Here is a 14,306-nt window from a genome sequence, read left to right on the forward strand (position 1 = left end):
GTCTTTAGCGACGCAGGCAGATTCCAGCCCACTGCTCGGCTTCGCGGCGGGCTGAGGCCTCGTCATCGAAGTCGGCGATCAGGCCACCGTGCGGATACACCACTACCCAGTTTTCCACCTTGGGTTGCAGCAGCATTACGGGGGCAGAGGATAGAACAGCGGAGTCCAACGATGCACAAGCCGTCATGTCATTCATAACGTTCCCTTTGAAGTTAGCTCGGTGAATAGTCTGTTTTTATAGCGGTTCCAGAAACGGCGCTTGGTGCTATCACTGGGCCACCTATTGACCGTGTTATGGCTGAATGATCCCTCAAAGCGTCAGCCACTCGTCGGCATGATAAAGAGGTGCCAAAACATCGGCATCGCACTGGCTCACAGAAAGATGTTTCAGTTATGACCGTACGTCAGCTGAGCCGTGTCACGCTCCACGAAACCGAGCCGGTCTGCCATGGCATCTGTGACAGATATCGCGTCGAGTCTGCAAAGCAGCTAACAGTAAAGGTATTAAATTTATCGTCACACATTCGCCGGCTGCTCTAGCACGCGATTCTCGCTTTTTTCCGGGTATCCGAGCCTCTCGCCTGGGCCTTTCACCCTGTCAAGGTGTTCCGTTTGCACGATCGGGTTGGCATTGAGCGAGTCTATTGGGTTAGCCTGAAAAGGAGCTGACGAACTATCGACTGCGATGGACGTCAATCTCTTCGGTCGAGGCAAAGCGCCATGTCGCTACGAGAGAGCGACACCCAAGGGCTAGGCAGATCCCGAGATCCGCACCGCCCCGTTGGTCCAGCCGGCATACCCGCCATGCCCTGCTGTGTCTCGACCCTGAACCCGGACAGCCGTCCTGCGCCTCGCCCCTGTCGCGAGGTCCGCACTCGGAAGGCATGCGGCCTGTCCGCCCGTTGAAGGAGCCTGACATGGCGAAGTTCAAGACCCTCCTGCTCGGCTCGGCCGTGGGAGTGGTGATCCTGGCACTGCTGGTGCACTGGATCGGTAGGGATACCCTCAGTACCTATCGCGCGGATCTGCTGTTCTATCTCCAGGCCCACCTCTACCTGGTGGCCGTCTCCATGGTCCTGGCGCTGCTGGTGGGCATTCCCGCGGGGGTAATGCTCAGCAGGCCACGGTTCGCCCGCAGTGCCGAGCGCTTCATGCAGGTGTTCAACATCGGCAATACCGTGCCGCCGCTCGCGGTGCTGGCCATCGCCCTGGGCGTCGTCGGCATCGGTGACGGGCCGGCGATCCTGGCGCTGTTTCTCGCTTCGCTGCTGCCCATCGTGCGCAACACCTACGAGGGGCTGAAGAACGTGCCGGGCTCGCTCAAGGAAGCGGCCACCGGTATCGGCATGACGCCTACCCAGGTGCTGACCAAGGTGGAGTTGCCCAATGCCGTGCCCATCATCATCGGTGGGGTGCGGGTCGCCCTGGCGATCAACGTCGGCACCACGCCGCTGGTGTTTCTCATCGGCGCCAACAGCCTGGGCAGTCTGATCTTTCCCGCCATCGCCCTGGAGAACCAGTCGCAGCTGCTGCTGGGCGCGGCCGCCACGGCGCTCTTGGCGCTGCTGCTGGATGGCCTGGTGCTGCTCGCCAGTCGCCTCTGGCTGGAACGCGGCCTGGCCCGCTAAGGAGACGAGATGAAGAAGTTGCTTATCGCCCTGGGCGTCGCCTGGTTCGGACTGACGCTGGCCAGTGGTGCCCGGGCCGAGCCCATCCGCATCGGTGCCAAGGTCTTTACCGAGCAGGCCATTCTCGCCGAGCTCACCGGGCAGTACCTGTCCCGCCACGGCTACCAGCCGGAGATCGTCGGCGGCCTGGGCAGCACCATCGCCTGGAACGGCGTGAAGAACGCCCAGCTCGACCTCACCTGGGAATACACCGGTACCTCGCTGGTGGCCTACAACCATGTCACCGAGCGGCTGGACAAGGACGCCTCCTACCAGCGGGTCAAGCAGCTGGACGCCAAGGTCGGGCTGACCTGGCTGGCGCCCACCCGCTTCAACAACACCTACGCCCTGGCGCTACCGGAAAAGGTCGCCCAGCAGCATCCCGAACTCAACAGCGTCAGTGACCTGGCCCGGCTGCTCAAGGCCGAGGCCGGCAAGCGCCACTTGACCGCGCTGGACATCGAATTCGCCAACCGTTCCGACGGCCTCGCCGGCCTGGTCAAGGCCTATGGCCTGAACTACACCCGTGACGATATCCGCCAGATGGATCCGGGACTGGTCTATACCGCCCTGCGCAACGGCCAGGTGTTCACCGGACTGGTCTACACCACCGACGGCCGCCTGGATGCCTTCAAGCTCAAGGTGCTGGAAGACGACAAGGGCTATTTCCCCGACTACACCGCCGCGCCGGTGGTGAACGCCGGGTACCTGGCCAAGCACCCGGATCTCGCCGCGTTGCTGAGGCCCCTGGCGGAAAGCCTCGATCAGGCCACCATGCGCCAGCTCAACGCCAAGGTGGACATCGAGCGGCAGACGCCGGCCCAGGTGGCCCGCGACTTTCTCGCCCAGCACCCCCTAAGCGGAGGGCAATGACTCCATGGATTTCGTCACCTCCTTCAATCACATCGACTGGCTGCAGGTCCTCGACCTGACCCGCCAGCACATCACCCTGGTGGGCATCGCCGTGACCCTGGCGATCCTGGTAGGCGTGCCCCTGGGCATCCTCATGACCCGCTACCCCGCGCTGGCCGGACCACTGCAGGCGGTGGCCACGGTGGTCATGACGCTGCCTTCGATCGCCCTGTTCGGCCTCCTGCTGCCCTTCTACTCCAAGTTTGGCCAGGGCCTCGGTCCGCTGCCGGCCATCACCGCGGTGTTCCTCTATTCGCTGCTGCCGATCCTGAGAAACACCTACCTGGCGCTGACCAGCGTCGAGCCCGGCATCCGCGAGGCGGGCGCCGGCATCGGCATGACCTTCTGGCAGCGCCTGCGCATGGTCGAACTGCCCATCGCCTTGCCGGTGATACTCGCCGGGGTACGCACCGCCGTGGTCATGAACATCGGCGTCATGACCATCGCCGCCACCATCGGCGCCGGCGGCCTGGGCGTGCTCATCCTTACCGCCATCAGCCGCAGTGACATGGCCACCCTCATCGTCGGCGCCGTGCTGGTCAGCCTGCTGGCCATCGTCGCCGACCTCGTCCTGCAGTGGCTGCAACGCCGCCTCACCCCGCGCGGCCTGCGCAGCGCCCTTTAAGGAGCTCCAGATGATCGAACTCGACCGCCTGACCAAGACCTTCAAGCAGCACGGCAAGGACGTGACCGCGGTGGATGCCGTGAGCCTCACCGTGGAGGAGGGCCAGATCTGCGTCTTCCTCGGCCCCTCCGGCTGCGGCAAGACCACCACCCTGAAGATGATCAACCGTCTCATCGAGCCCACCTCCGGGCGGGTGCTGATCAATGGCGAGGACACCACCGGCATCGACGAGGTGACCCTCAGACGCCATATCGGCTATGTGATCCAGCAGATCGGTCTGTTTCCCAACATGACCATCGAGGAAAACATCACCGTGGTGCCCAAGCTGCTGGGCTGGGACAAGAAGAGATGCCGCGAGCGCGCCACCGAGCTGATGAGCATGGTGCAGCTGGAGCCCAAGCAGTACCTCTCGCGCTATCCACGCGAACTGTCCGGTGGCCAGCAGCAGCGCATCGGGGTGATCCGTGCCCTGGCGGCCGAGGCGCCGCTGTTGCTGATGGACGAGCCCTTCGGCGCGGTGGACCCGATCAATCGCGACGCCATCCAGAACGAGTTCTTCCAGATGCAGCGCGCGCTGAACAAGACGGTGATCATGGTCAGCCATGACATCGACGAGGCCATCCGCCTGGGCGACAAGATCGCCGTGTTCCGCGGCGGGCGCCTGGTGCAGTTCGATCATCCGGACACCCTGCTGGCCCATCCCAAGGATGAGTTCGTCAGCAACTTCGTCGGCCAGGACAGCACCCTCAAGCGGCTGCTGCTGATTCGTGCCGAGGACGCCGCCGACAACGCGCCCGCGATCCAGGCCGAGACGCTGATCGGCGATGCCGTGGAATTGATGGAAGAGCACGATCGCCGCTACCTGGTGGTGACGGATGCGGCCAACAAGGGCCTGGGCTACGTGCGCCGCCGCGACCTGCGCGGCCAGAGCGGGCCGGTGGCGCCCTTCGTCACCCCGTTCAAGGCCACCGCGGCCTTCGACGAGCACCTGCGCATCCTCTTGTCGCGCATGTACCAGTTCAACACTTCCTGGCTGCCGGTGCTCAGCGCCGACAACGACTTCCTCGGCGAGGTCACCCAGGAATCCATCGCCGACTACCTCAGCAGTGGTCGTTCGCGGGGCAAGACCACCATCGTCTCGCCCGCGGAGCAGGTGGCGGGGTAGGGCACGGGAAGCCTAGCGGCGCAGAGTCTGTTCAAAGGCTCTCAGGGGCGGATCTCGATCATGGTGCCGTCCTTGACCAGCCCCCAGACCTCGCGCATGTCGTGGTTGGTCATGGCGATGCAGCCCTCGGTCCAGTTCAGCGAGTTGAAGTACCATTCCGGGTACTCCTCGTCGATGGGGGTGCCGTGCAGCATGATCATGCTGCCGGGACGCACGCCGGCCTGGCTGGCGCGCGCCAGGTCCTCGCGATTGGGATAGGAGATGTGCATGGCCAGGTTGAATTTGTCGCTGGTCTTGCGCCAGTCGATCCAATAGAAGCCTTCCGGGGTGCGCTTGTCGCCCTCGCGCAACTTGGGACCGCGGGGATTCTTGCCCAGCGAGATGCGGTAGGACTTCATCACGGTGTCGCCGCTGAGCAGTTGCAGCTGATTGCGCGACTTGATGACCAGCACCTTGTCGATCAGCGGCGCGGCCGGCTGGCGGATCACCGTGACGCTGGTACTGGCCTGGGCCAGCTGGGGAAGCAACGAACCGCACAGCACATAGCAGAGCGCCAACAACAGGTGCAACGGACGCATGTCGAGAAGATCCTCGGAAGAGCTCAGAGCCTGTTCAAGGTCTCGCGAGCAGACGTTGAACAGGCCCTTAGGCAGGCTTGGGTGCGACCACCATGGGCGCCATGCCCTCATGGCGCAGTGAAAACTCGCCACGGCGGCGGTCAGCGAAAAAGCATTCTAGTGTTCGCTTGATGGTCGGAAAAGCCAGAGACGACCAGGGGATGTCGGCTTCGTCCAGAAGGCGCACGTCCAGGCTTTCCTCGCCGACGCCAAAGCGTCCGTCAACCAGCTCGCCGCGGAACAGCATGTAGATCTGGTCGATGTGCGGCAGATCGAAGAGCGTATAGAGCTCCAGATCCTGCACCTGCGCGCCGGCTTCCTCGAAGGTCTCGCGGGCGGCGGCCTCGGTGGTGGTCTCGCCGTTTTCCATGAAGCCCGCCGGCAGCGTCCAGTAGCCCTTGCGCGGCTCGATGGCGCGCTGGCAGAGCAGCACCCGGCCTTCCCAGGTTGCCAGACAGCCGGCCACCACCCGTGGGTTCTGGTAATGCACCGCGCCGCACTGGCTGCAGACCAGGCGCATGCGGTTGTCGCCCGCGGGAATGCGTTCTTCCAGCAGGCCGCCACAGTGGTTGCAATGCTTCATGATTCATCCTCGTTTTGCTGCAGTGTGCCGGGGCGGTCGCGGGCCTCGCAAGCGATGGCTGGGCTTGGGATTGCCCGGCGGGCGTGCCATGATCCAGGGGATACGATGAGCAAGGGAGAATTCCGGCGTGGATGAGTTGCTCCAGCGCCTGCGTCACTATCGGCCGCGCACCCTGAGCGGCACCGAGAGCCATCAGGAAGCGGCGGTGCTGGTGCCCATCATTCGTGGCGAGCATCCCGAGTTGCTGCTCACCCTGAGGGCCAGCAACCTGTCCACCCATGGCGGCGAGGTGGCCCTGCCGGGCGGCCGGCGCGATCCCGAGGACGTCGATCTGATCGCCACCGCCCTGCGCGAGGCCGAGGAAGAGGTCGGGCTGCCGCCAGGCCTGGTGGAGGTGATCGCGCCCCTGAGTCCGCTGGTGTCACGCTACGGCCTGGCGGTGACGCCCATCGTCGCCCTGATTCCCGATCAGCTCGAATACGTCCCCAGCGAAGCCGAGATCGCCGCGATCTTTACCGTGCCCCTGCAGTTCTTCTGCGAGGTGCCGCCGGATTACACCCTCAGGGTCGACCACGACGGCCTGCGTTGGCAGGTGCCCAGCTATCAGTATGGCGAGCACCGCATCTGGGGGCTGACGGCAGTGATCATCGTCGAGCTGGTCAACCTGCTGTACGACGCCGGTATCGTGCTCAAGGCACCGCCCAGGCGGGATTGAGCGGTAGGCTCTGTAAGAAAAGTCGCCGAGCGAAGGTCAGGCGAGGAGAAAAGCGCTGAGGAAGCGGACCGGGCTCGCGAACGAGTTTACGAGTGGTAAATGAGCATTCCGACCGGGCTGGCGATCCAGGCGTTTTTCAACGAAGCATCACCGAGCGCAGGCCTTTTCGTGCAGAGCCTAGCGACAAGGTAAAGGCACATGCCAAGTCGGGCATTAACGGGCACAATGCGCGGCCATTCGAGGGAAGCCGCATGACCACCGCCGATTCACCCGTGCGTTCGCCCTGCGTCCATGTCTGTGCCCTGGACGAACAGGACATCTGCATCGGTTGCCAGCGCAGCGCCGCCGAGATCACCCGCTGGATGTCCATGAGCGACAGCGAGCGCCGCGAGGTGCTGGTGCGCTGCGACGAGCGGGCGCGGGCGGGCGGTGCGGCCTTCCTGACCTGATATCAGCCGGAGAGATCTGTCATGCCCCGTATCGGTACCCCCCTGTCCCCCAGCGCCACCCGCGTGCTGCTCTGCGGCTCCGGCGAACTGGGCAAGGAAGTCGTCATCGAGCTGCAACGTCTGGGCGTCGAGGTCATCGCCGTGGATCGCTACGCCGATGCCCCGGCCATGCAGGTCGCTCACCGCAGCCATGTCATCGACATGCTCGACGGCGCCGCCCTGCGCGCGGTGATCGAGCGCGAGCAGCCGCACTTCATCGTGCCGGAAATCGAAGCCATCGCCACCGCCACCCTGGTGGAGCTGGAAGGCGAGGGCTACACCGTGGTGCCCACTGCCCGCGCGGCCCAGCTGACCATGAATCGCGAAGGCATCCGTCGCCTCGCCGCCGAGGAGCTGGGCCTGCCCACCTCGCCCTATCACTTCGCCGATACCTACGAAGACTATGCCGCCGCCGCCGAGGCGCTGGGCTATCCCTGCGTGGTCAAGCCGATCATGAGTTCCTCGGGCAAGGGCCAGAGCCTGCTGCGCAGCGCCGATGAGCTGCAGGCCGCCTGGCAGTACGCCCAGGAAGGCGGGCGTGCCGGCAAGGGCCGGGTGATCGTCGAGGGCTTCGTCGACTTCGACTACGAGATCACCCTGCTGACCGTGCGCCATGTCGGCGGCACCGCCTTCTGCGCACCGGTCGGGCATCGTCAGGTCAAGGGCGACTACCACGAGTCCTGGCAGCCCCAGGCCATGAGCGACAAGGCCCTGGCCGAATCCGAGCGGGTCGCCCGTGCCGTCACCGAGGCCCTGGGCGGTCGCGGCCTGTTCGGCGTGGAACTGTTCGTCAAGGGCGACCAGGTCTGGTTCAGCGAAGTCTCGCCACGTCCCCATGACACCGGTCTGGTGACCCTGATCTCCCAGGACCTGTCCGAATTCGCCCTGCACGCCCGCGCTATCCTCGGCCTGCCGATTCCCACCATCCGCCAGTTCGGCCCCTCGGCCTCGGCGGTGATCCTGGTGGAGGGCGAGTCGCGGCAGACCGCCTTCGGCAACCTCGGCGCGGCCCTGGCCGAACCCGACACCGCGCTGCGCCTGTTCGGCAAGCCGGAGGTCAAGGGCCAGCGGCGCATGGGCGTGGCCCTGGCTCGCGACGAAAGCATCGAGGCGGCGCGTGCCAAGGCCGTGCGTGCTTCCCAGGCGGTGAAGGTCGAGCTGTAACGCCGTCTCGCACCACGAAAAAGGGCCCTGCGGGGCCCTTTTTCATGCGCTGAAGAATCTACAGTGACTGATCGCGGGTTTCGCGCATGCAGAGCACCGCCACCAGGCTGATGGCCGCCGCCGCCGAGACGTAGCCGCCCACCCAGCTCAGGCCGCCGGCTTCCACCAGTTGCTGCGCGGCATAGGGCGCCAGGGAGGCGCCAAGGATGCCGCCCAGGTTGTAGGCCGCCGAGGCACCGGTGTAGCGCACCTGGGTCGGGAAGATTTCCGGCAGCAGGGCGCCCATGGGACCAAAGGTCATGCCCATGAGAAACAGTTCCAGCGCCAGGAACAGGCCGACCGCCTGGCTGGAGCCGTGGGTCAGCAGCGGCTCCATGGCGAAGCCCGACAGCAGGGCGGCGATGGCGCTCACCGCCAGCACCGGCTTGCGGCCGAAGCGATCCGCCAGCCAGGCCGACAGCGGCGTGGCCAGGGCCATGAACAGCACCGCGATGCACAGCAGGCCGAGGAATTCCTGCCGGCTGTAACCAAGATTCTTCACCCCGTAGCTCAGCGAGAACACCGTGGAGATGTAGAAGAGGGCGTAGCACACCACCATGCTCAGGGCGCCCAGCAGCACCGCCTTGCCGTGCTTGCCGAAGGTTTCGACCATGGGCAGGCGCAGCTTCTCGCGGCGGGCCATGGCCTCGGCAAACACCGGCGTCTCGTGCAGCGACAGCCGCACATAGAGGCCGACCACCACCAGCAGGGCGCTGAGCAGGAAGGGGATGCGCCAGCCCCAGGCACGGAATTGCTCATCGTCCAGCAGCAGCGCCAGAGCCAGGAACAGGCCGTTGGCCATGAGGAAGCCGATGGAGGGGCCGAGCTGGGGAAACATGCCGAACCAGGCGCGCTTGCCGGGCGGGGCATTCTCGGTGGCCAGCAGCGCCGCACCACCCCATTCGCCACCCAGACCCAGGCCCTGGCCGAATCTCAGCAGGCACAGCAGGATGGGGGCCCAGACACCGATGCTGGCGTAGCCGGGCAGGAGACCGATGAGGGTGGTGGAGATGCCCATCAACAGCAGCGAGGCCACCAGGGTGGATTTGCGCCCGATGCGATCACCGAAGTGGCCGAACAGCAGCGAACCCAGGGGACGCGCCAGAAAGGCGATGCCAAAGGTGATGAAGGCGCTGAGGGTCTGGGCCATGCCCGAGCCCTGGGGAAAGAACACCGGGCCGATCACCAGGGCCGCGGCCGTGGCATAGACATAGAAATCGTAGAACTCGATGGCGGTGCCGATGAAGCTGGCGGTGGCCACGCGGGTGGGGGAATTGCGCGGCACGGAAGTGGGCGCGTCGAAGGCGGCAGCGGTCGTGGACATGCAGAGATACCGGGCAGTCGTTCTTGTAGGAGGCGTCTGCCGGAGCGGCCCGATGGGGCAGCGGCTGTCCGAGGATGAGGACGGGCGTGACGACCTGTTATGACGTGCCGGGCGCGACCTGGCTGTTGGCCGGGTCGCGCCGAACGTGGTTCGGTCGCCTGATTATGCAGGTAGCGGAATGACGACTGTCAACGATGCAGGATGAATTCCCGCACCAGCTTGCTCCCGAAGTAGGCCAGCATCAGCAGGAGGAAGCCCAGCAGGGTCCAACGGATCGCCCGGTGGCCGCGCCAGCCCAGCCGATTGCGACCCCACAGCAGGATGCCGAACACCACCCAGGCGATGCAGGAGAGCACCGTCTTGTGCACCAGGTGCTGGGCGAACATGTCCTCGACAAAGAACCAGCCGGAGATCAGCGACAGCGACAGCACCACCCAGCCGGCCCAGAGAAAGCCGAACAGCAGGCTTTCCATGGTCTGCAGCGGGGGAAAGCTGCGGATCAGGCCGGACGGATGCTTGTTCTTGAGCTGGCGATCCTGGATCAGCAGCAGCAGCGACTGCAGCACCGCCAGGGTGAAGAGGCCGTAGGCGATGATCGACAGCAGCACGTGCACGACGATCTTGGGCGAGACGTCCAGCGGGGTCACGGTGCCGGGCGGTACGAATTCGGCCAGCAGCGCGGTGATGGCGCCGAGGGGATAGATCAGCACCAGCAAGGGTTGCAACGGCATGCGCAGGCAGCCGATCAGCATCAGGGCGATGGCGGTCGCCGAGATCAGGCTGGAGGCGTCGAAGAAGTCCAGGCTGAGGGTCGGTTCGAGGATCAGCTGCAGATAGACGGCCAGGGCGTGGGGCAGCAGGGCCAGGATGCCGGCGCCCAGAACCAGGGGCTTGCTCGACGGCTGTTTGCGCAGCAGGCAACTGCCCTGGTAGAGGGTCGCGAGCAGATAGAGGGCAGCGGCCAGGAGGGTGGGCAGCAGGGCGTGCATGGTCCGGTTTCAGCAGAGCGGAAAGCAGGCGAGTGTGGCACAGACAGGGCGGTACAGAAAGTCCGAGCCACGCCCTGATGCTGGCTGGCTGGCTGGATCGGGCGAACCCTGGCCGCTGTCGGGTGGTCCCATGAAGTACATATCTAGAAGAGGTCGCGACCATGCTTAAATTTCTCGGCGGTACCATGGGCATCATTTTTCTGATCGGCCTGGTGGTGGTCATCGGCATCTTCTCGCTGATTTTCTGATCCCGTCCCCTCAGGCATCGGCCCTGATGCCGATGCCTGTCCTTGCTTCCTCAGCTGCTCGCCAAGGCGGGCGCTGCTGACGGATTCACGCGGTAACCGGCCCCAGCGGCTATCCCTGGTCAGGCGCTCTTTCGTTATACTTGTCGGTCAGCCGCCGTTTCTGCCCTGGATGTCCGCATGTTCGAGAATCTCACAGACCGCCTGTCCCAAAGCCTGCGCCACATTACCGGCAAGGCCAAGCTCACCGAAGACAACATCAAGGACACCCTGCGCGAGGTGCGCATGGCGCTGCTCGAGGCGGACGTCGCCCTGCCGGTGGTCAAGGAGTTCGTCAACCGGGTCAAGGAGCGGGCGGTCGGCACCGAGGTGTCCAAGAGCCTGACCCCGGGCCAAGCCTTCGTGAAGATCGTGCGCGCCGAGCTCGAAGCCATCATGGGCGCGGCCAACGAAGACCTGGCGCTCAACGTGGCGCCGCCGGCGGTCATCCTCATGGCCGGCCTGCAGGGCGCGGGCAAGACCACCACAGCGGGCAAGCTGGCGCGTTTCCTCAAGGAGCGCAAGAAGAAGACCGTCATGGTCGTCTCTGCCGACGTCTATCGTCCGGCTGCCATCAAGCAGCTGGAAACCCTGGCCGGGGAGGTGGGCGTGACCTTCTTTCCCTCCGACATCAGCCAGAAGCCGGTGGAGATCGCCCAGGCCGCCATTCGCGAAGCCAAGCTCAAATTCATCGACGTGGTGATCGTCGACACCGCCGGTCGTCTGCACATCGACAGCGAGATGATGGCGGAGATTCAGCAGGTCCACGCCGCCACCAAGCCGGCCGAAACCCTGTTCGTGGTCGATGCCATGACCGGTCAGGACGCCGCCAACACCGCCAAGGCCTTCAACGACGCCCTGCCGCTCACCGGCGTGATCCTGACCAAGGTCGACGGTGACGCCCGGGGCGGTGCCGCCCTGTCGGTCCGCCACATTACCGGCAAGCCGATCAAGTTCATCGGCATGGGCGAGAAGAGCGAAGCCCTCGATCCCTTCCACCCGGACCGTGTCGCCTCGCGCATCCTCGGCATGGGCGACGTCCTCTCGCTGATCGAGCAGGCCGAACAGACCCTGGATCGCGAGAAGGCCGACAAGCTGGCCAAAAAGCTCAAGAAGGGCAAGGGCTTCGATCTCGAGGACTTCCGCGACCAGCTGCGCCAGATGAAGAACATGGGTGGCCTGGGTTCGCTGATGGACAAGCTGCCGACCATGATGGGCGGCATGAACATCCAGCAGATGGGCAATGCCCAGGGCGCGGCGGAAAAGCACTTCAAGCAGATGGAAGCCATCATCGACTCCATGACCCCGGCCGAGCGCCGCGATCCGGAACTGATCAGCGGCTCGCGCAAGAAGCGCATCGCCCTGGGCTCCGGTACCCAGGTGCAGGACGTCGGCCGCCTCATCAAGCAGCACAAGCAGATGCAGAAGATGATGAAGAAGGTCACCGCCAAGGGCGGCATGGCCAAGATGATGCGCGGCATGGGCAGCATGTTCCCTGGCGGCGGCATGCCCAAGATGTGATTTCCCGGTGCCGCCCGTCGCCAGATGGCCGGCATTGGAAAGGGCTCTGCGTGGGGCGTTGGCACCAGTGCTGATGCACCTTCGCGAGCGATGAGGCTCCGCTGCCGGAGGCTCCAGGCTGCCGCAATGCCGAGGGCACCGTTTAAAGCCATTGGCAAACCGGGTGACAGCCCTTAGAATATGCGGCCTTTCGGGCCATGTGGCCCAGTGTGCCCACAGCTACAAGCACCGACTACAGGAACGAAGTTCAATGGTAACCATCCGTCTAGCCCGTGGCGGCTCCAAGAAGCGCCCCTTCTACCACCTGACCGTGACCAACAGCCGTAATGCGCGTGATGGTCGTTTCGTCGAGCGCATCGGTTTCTTCAACCCGGTGGCCAGCGGCGCCGAAATCCGTCTGTCGGTGGACCAAGAGCGCGCCAATTACTGGCTGTCGCAGGGCGCCCAGCCGTCCGAGCGCGTCGCTCAGCTGCTGAAGAGCGCTCAGGCTACCGCCTGAAGACCATGAGTACGCCGACCTCCGCCCCCGACCTGGTGGTTCTGGGCAAGATAGTTTCGGTCTTTGGCGTACGTGGTGAGCTCAAGATCTACTCCTTTACCGATCCGCTCGACAATCTGCTGGACTATCGGACCTGGACGCTGCGGCGCGAAGGCGAGACCCGGCAGGTCAAGGTGCTCGGCGGTCGGTTGCACGGCAAGGTCCTGACGGTACGGCTGCAGGGCCTGGACGATCGTGAAGAAGCCCGGCTGATGGCTGGTTTCGAGATCTGCGTGCCGCGCAGTGAATTGCCCCAGCTGGGCGCCGGTGACTACTACTGGCATCAGTTGGAAGGTCTCAAGGTGATCAATCGCGAAGGCCAGTGGCTGGGTGTGGTGGATCATCTGCTGGAGACCGGGGCCAATGATGTCATGGTGGTCAAGCCCTGCGCTGGCAGCCTTGATGATCGTGAGCGTCTGTTGCCTTATCTGCCTGACCAGTACGTGCTGGCGGTGGATCTGGCCAAGGGTGAGATGCAGGTCGACTGGGACGCGGATTTCTGATCCATGCGTATCGATGTCATCAGCCTCTTTCCCGAGATGTTCGAGGCCGTCAGCGCCTATGGCGTGAGCGGCCGCGCGATGAAGCAGGGGCTCCTGGAGCTGACCTGCTACAACCCGCGCAGCTATACCGAGGATCGTCACCAGACCGTGGACGACCGGCCCTTTGGCGGCGGTCCCGGCATGGTCATGAAGATCCAGCCGCTGGAGCGCGCCCTGGCCGATGCCAAGGGTGATTCGGCGGCGAAGGTGATCTACCTGTCCCCCCAGGGTCGCACGCTCGACCAGGCGGCGGTACGGGAACTGGCGCAGGAGGAGCATCTGATCCTCATCGCCGGGCGTTACGAAGGCATCGACGAGCGTTTCATCGAGACGCACGTGGATGAAGAATGGTCGATTGGCGACTATGTGCTGTCCGGCGGTGAATTGCCGGCCATGGTGCTGATCGATGGGGTCACGCGACTGCTGCCCGGAGCCTTGGGGCATGTGGATTCCGCCGAGCAGGACTCGTTTACCGACGGCCTGCTCGATTGCCCGCACTACACCCGACCCGAGGTGTATGAGGGCCGTCGCGTACCCGACGTGTTGCTCAGTGGTAACCACGAGCATATCCGGCGCTGGCGCCTGCAGCAGTCCCTGGGACGCACTGCGGAGCGACGCGCCGATCTTCTGGATGGCCGCTCGCTTTCTGGGGAAGAGCAGAACCTGTTGGCGGAATACCTTCGTCAGCGGAACGATAGTTAGGTATCGATGGCGGGCCACGGCCTGTCTTAGGAGCAGAGTGACATGACCAACAAAATCATTGCCCAGATCGAAGCTGAGCAGATGAACAAAGAAATCCCGGCGTTCGCCCCCGGCGACACCGTGATTGTCCAGGTTAAGGTGAAGGAAGGCGACCGTCAGCGTCTGCAGGCCTTCGAAGGTGTGGTGATCGGCAAGCGTAACCGCGGCCTGAACAGCGCCTTCACCGTACGCAAGATCTCCAACGGCGTTGGCGTCGAGCGTACCTTCCAGACCTACAGCCCGCTGGTCGACAGCCTGAGCGTCAAGCGTCGCGGTGACGTGCGCAAGGCCAAGCTGTACTACCTGCGCGAACTGTCCGGCAAGGCTGCCCGCATCAAGGAAAAGCTTTCCTGATCGCGGCGTGACCAGAAAAAAGCAGCTTCGGCTGCTTT

General features: G+C 64.5%; 18 protein-coding genes. 13 read left to right on the forward strand and 5 right to left on the reverse strand.

Annotated features, from left to right (window positions below; genetic code table 11):
• Positions 1–4 precede the first annotated feature (4 nt).
• Positions 5–136: a hypothetical protein gene (locus LRS53_RS23640; RefSeq protein ID WP_269216692.1), complete on the reverse strand. Its 132-nt coding sequence runs from the start codon at positions 134–136 to the stop codon at positions 5–7.
• Positions 137–917: 781 nt separating this feature from the next.
• On the opposite strand from LRS53_RS23640, the gene LRS53_RS11910 reads away from it, so the two are divergent.
• The 4 genes from LRS53_RS11910 to LRS53_RS11925 are packed head-to-tail and all read left to right on the forward strand — an operon-like array spanning position 918 to position 4,369.
• A complete protein-coding gene (locus LRS53_RS11910; protein WP_231356020.1) occupies positions 918–1,628 on the forward strand; it encodes an ABC transporter permease in 711 nt (236 codons plus the stop codon).
• A gap of 9 nt (positions 1,629–1,637) precedes the next feature.
• Positions 1,638–2,540 (forward strand): glycine betaine ABC transporter substrate-binding protein, encoded by a 903-nt coding sequence (locus LRS53_RS11915; RefSeq protein WP_231356021.1) that lies wholly within the window; start codon positions 1,638–1,640, stop codon positions 2,538–2,540.
• 4 nt (positions 2,541–2,544) lie between these two features.
• On the forward strand, positions 2,545–3,204 hold the full coding sequence (locus LRS53_RS11920) for an ABC transporter permease (protein WP_068383475.1): 660 nt from the start codon (positions 2,545–2,547) through the stop codon (positions 3,202–3,204).
• Between the two features lie 10 nt (positions 3,205–3,214).
• Positions 3,215–4,369: an ABC transporter ATP-binding protein gene (locus tag LRS53_RS11925; RefSeq protein ID WP_231356022.1), complete on the forward strand. Its 1,155-nt coding sequence runs from the start codon at positions 3,215–3,217 to the stop codon at positions 4,367–4,369.
• A 41-nt stretch (positions 4,370–4,410) separates the two neighbouring features.
• Here the strand turns inward: LRS53_RS11925 and LRS53_RS11930 are convergent, their stop codons facing one another.
• Together LRS53_RS11930 and LRS53_RS11935 are read right to left on the reverse strand one after the other, a co-directional pair.
• Entirely contained in the window at positions 4,411–4,884 is a 474-nt protein-coding gene (locus tag LRS53_RS11930) for a L,D-transpeptidase family protein (RefSeq protein ID WP_371099786.1), read from the reverse strand.
• Positions 4,885–5,014: 130 nt separating this feature from the next.
• Positions 5,015–5,569: an NUDIX hydrolase gene (locus tag LRS53_RS11935; protein WP_064307865.1), complete on the reverse strand. Its 555-nt coding sequence runs from the start codon at positions 5,567–5,569 to the stop codon at positions 5,015–5,017.
• Positions 5,570–5,696: 127 nt separating this feature from the next.
• Here LRS53_RS11935 and LRS53_RS11940 point away from each other — a divergent pair, with 127 nt between their 5' ends.
• From LRS53_RS11940 to purT, 3 genes are all read left to right on the forward strand, one after another.
• Positions 5,697–6,284, forward strand: coding sequence for a CoA pyrophosphatase (locus tag LRS53_RS11940; RefSeq protein ID WP_068383471.1), 588 nt, complete (start codon positions 5,697–5,699; stop codon positions 6,282–6,284).
• Positions 6,285–6,535: 251 nt separating this feature from the next.
• On the forward strand, positions 6,536–6,733 hold the full coding sequence (locus tag LRS53_RS11945) for a DUF1289 domain-containing protein (RefSeq protein ID WP_231356023.1): 198 nt from the start codon (positions 6,536–6,538) through the stop codon (positions 6,731–6,733).
• Between the two features lie 21 nt (positions 6,734–6,754).
• Positions 6,755–7,936 carry a formate-dependent phosphoribosylglycinamide formyltransferase gene (purT, locus tag LRS53_RS11950; RefSeq protein ID WP_231356024.1) on the forward strand — a complete coding sequence of 394 codons (1,182 nt, stop codon included), beginning with the start codon at positions 6,755–6,757 and terminating at the stop codon, positions 7,934–7,936.
• Positions 7,937–7,994: 58 nt separating this feature from the next.
• Here the strand turns inward: purT and LRS53_RS11955 are convergent, their stop codons facing one another.
• Entirely contained in the window at positions 7,995–9,299 is a 1,305-nt protein-coding gene (locus LRS53_RS11955; protein ID WP_064307867.1) for an MFS transporter, read from the reverse strand.
• Positions 9,300–9,487: 188 nt separating this feature from the next.
• The gene (locus LRS53_RS11960; RefSeq protein WP_231356025.1) at positions 9,488–10,288 is read right to left on the reverse strand and encodes a cytochrome C assembly family protein; all 801 of its coding nucleotides are present in this window, start codon (positions 10,286–10,288) and stop codon (positions 9,488–9,490) included.
• Positions 10,289–10,449: 161 nt separating this feature from the next.
• Between LRS53_RS11960 and LRS53_RS23920 the strand changes: the two genes are divergently transcribed.
• The 6 genes from LRS53_RS23920 (at position 10,450) to rplS (ending at position 14,268) form a co-directional block, all read left to right on the forward strand.
• Positions 10,450–10,536 (forward strand): hypothetical protein, encoded by an 87-nt coding sequence (locus tag LRS53_RS23920; RefSeq protein WP_108582491.1) that lies wholly within the window; start codon positions 10,450–10,452, stop codon positions 10,534–10,536.
• 177 nt (positions 10,537–10,713) lie between these two features.
• Positions 10,714–12,093: a signal recognition particle protein gene (ffh, locus tag LRS53_RS11965; RefSeq protein ID WP_007160953.1), complete on the forward strand. Its 1,380-nt coding sequence runs from the start codon at positions 10,714–10,716 to the stop codon at positions 12,091–12,093.
• Positions 12,094–12,343: 250 nt separating this feature from the next.
• A complete protein-coding gene (gene rpsP, locus LRS53_RS11970; protein ID WP_007160954.1) occupies positions 12,344–12,592 on the forward strand; it encodes a 30S ribosomal protein S16 in 249 nt (82 codons plus the stop codon).
• A 5-nt stretch (positions 12,593–12,597) separates the two neighbouring features.
• Complete coding sequence (rimM, locus tag LRS53_RS11975) at positions 12,598–13,134, forward strand: ribosome maturation factor RimM (RefSeq protein WP_184290457.1); 537 nt, start codon at positions 12,598–12,600, stop codon at positions 13,132–13,134.
• Between the two features lie 3 nt (positions 13,135–13,137).
• Entirely contained in the window at positions 13,138–13,875 is a 738-nt protein-coding gene (gene trmD / locus LRS53_RS11980; protein ID WP_231356026.1) for a tRNA (guanosine(37)-N1)-methyltransferase TrmD, read from the forward strand.
• 42 nt (positions 13,876–13,917) lie between these two features.
• Complete coding sequence (gene rplS / locus LRS53_RS11985) at positions 13,918–14,268, forward strand: 50S ribosomal protein L19 (protein WP_007160957.1); 351 nt, start codon at positions 13,918–13,920, stop codon at positions 14,266–14,268.
• The last annotated feature ends 38 nt before the right edge of the window (positions 14,269–14,306 follow it).

It is taken from the genome of Pseudomonas sp. PLB05 (assembly GCF_021106615.1).
Classification (GTDB): Bacteria; Pseudomonadota; Gammaproteobacteria; order Pseudomonadales; family Pseudomonadaceae; genus Chryseomonas; species Chryseomonas benzopyrenica.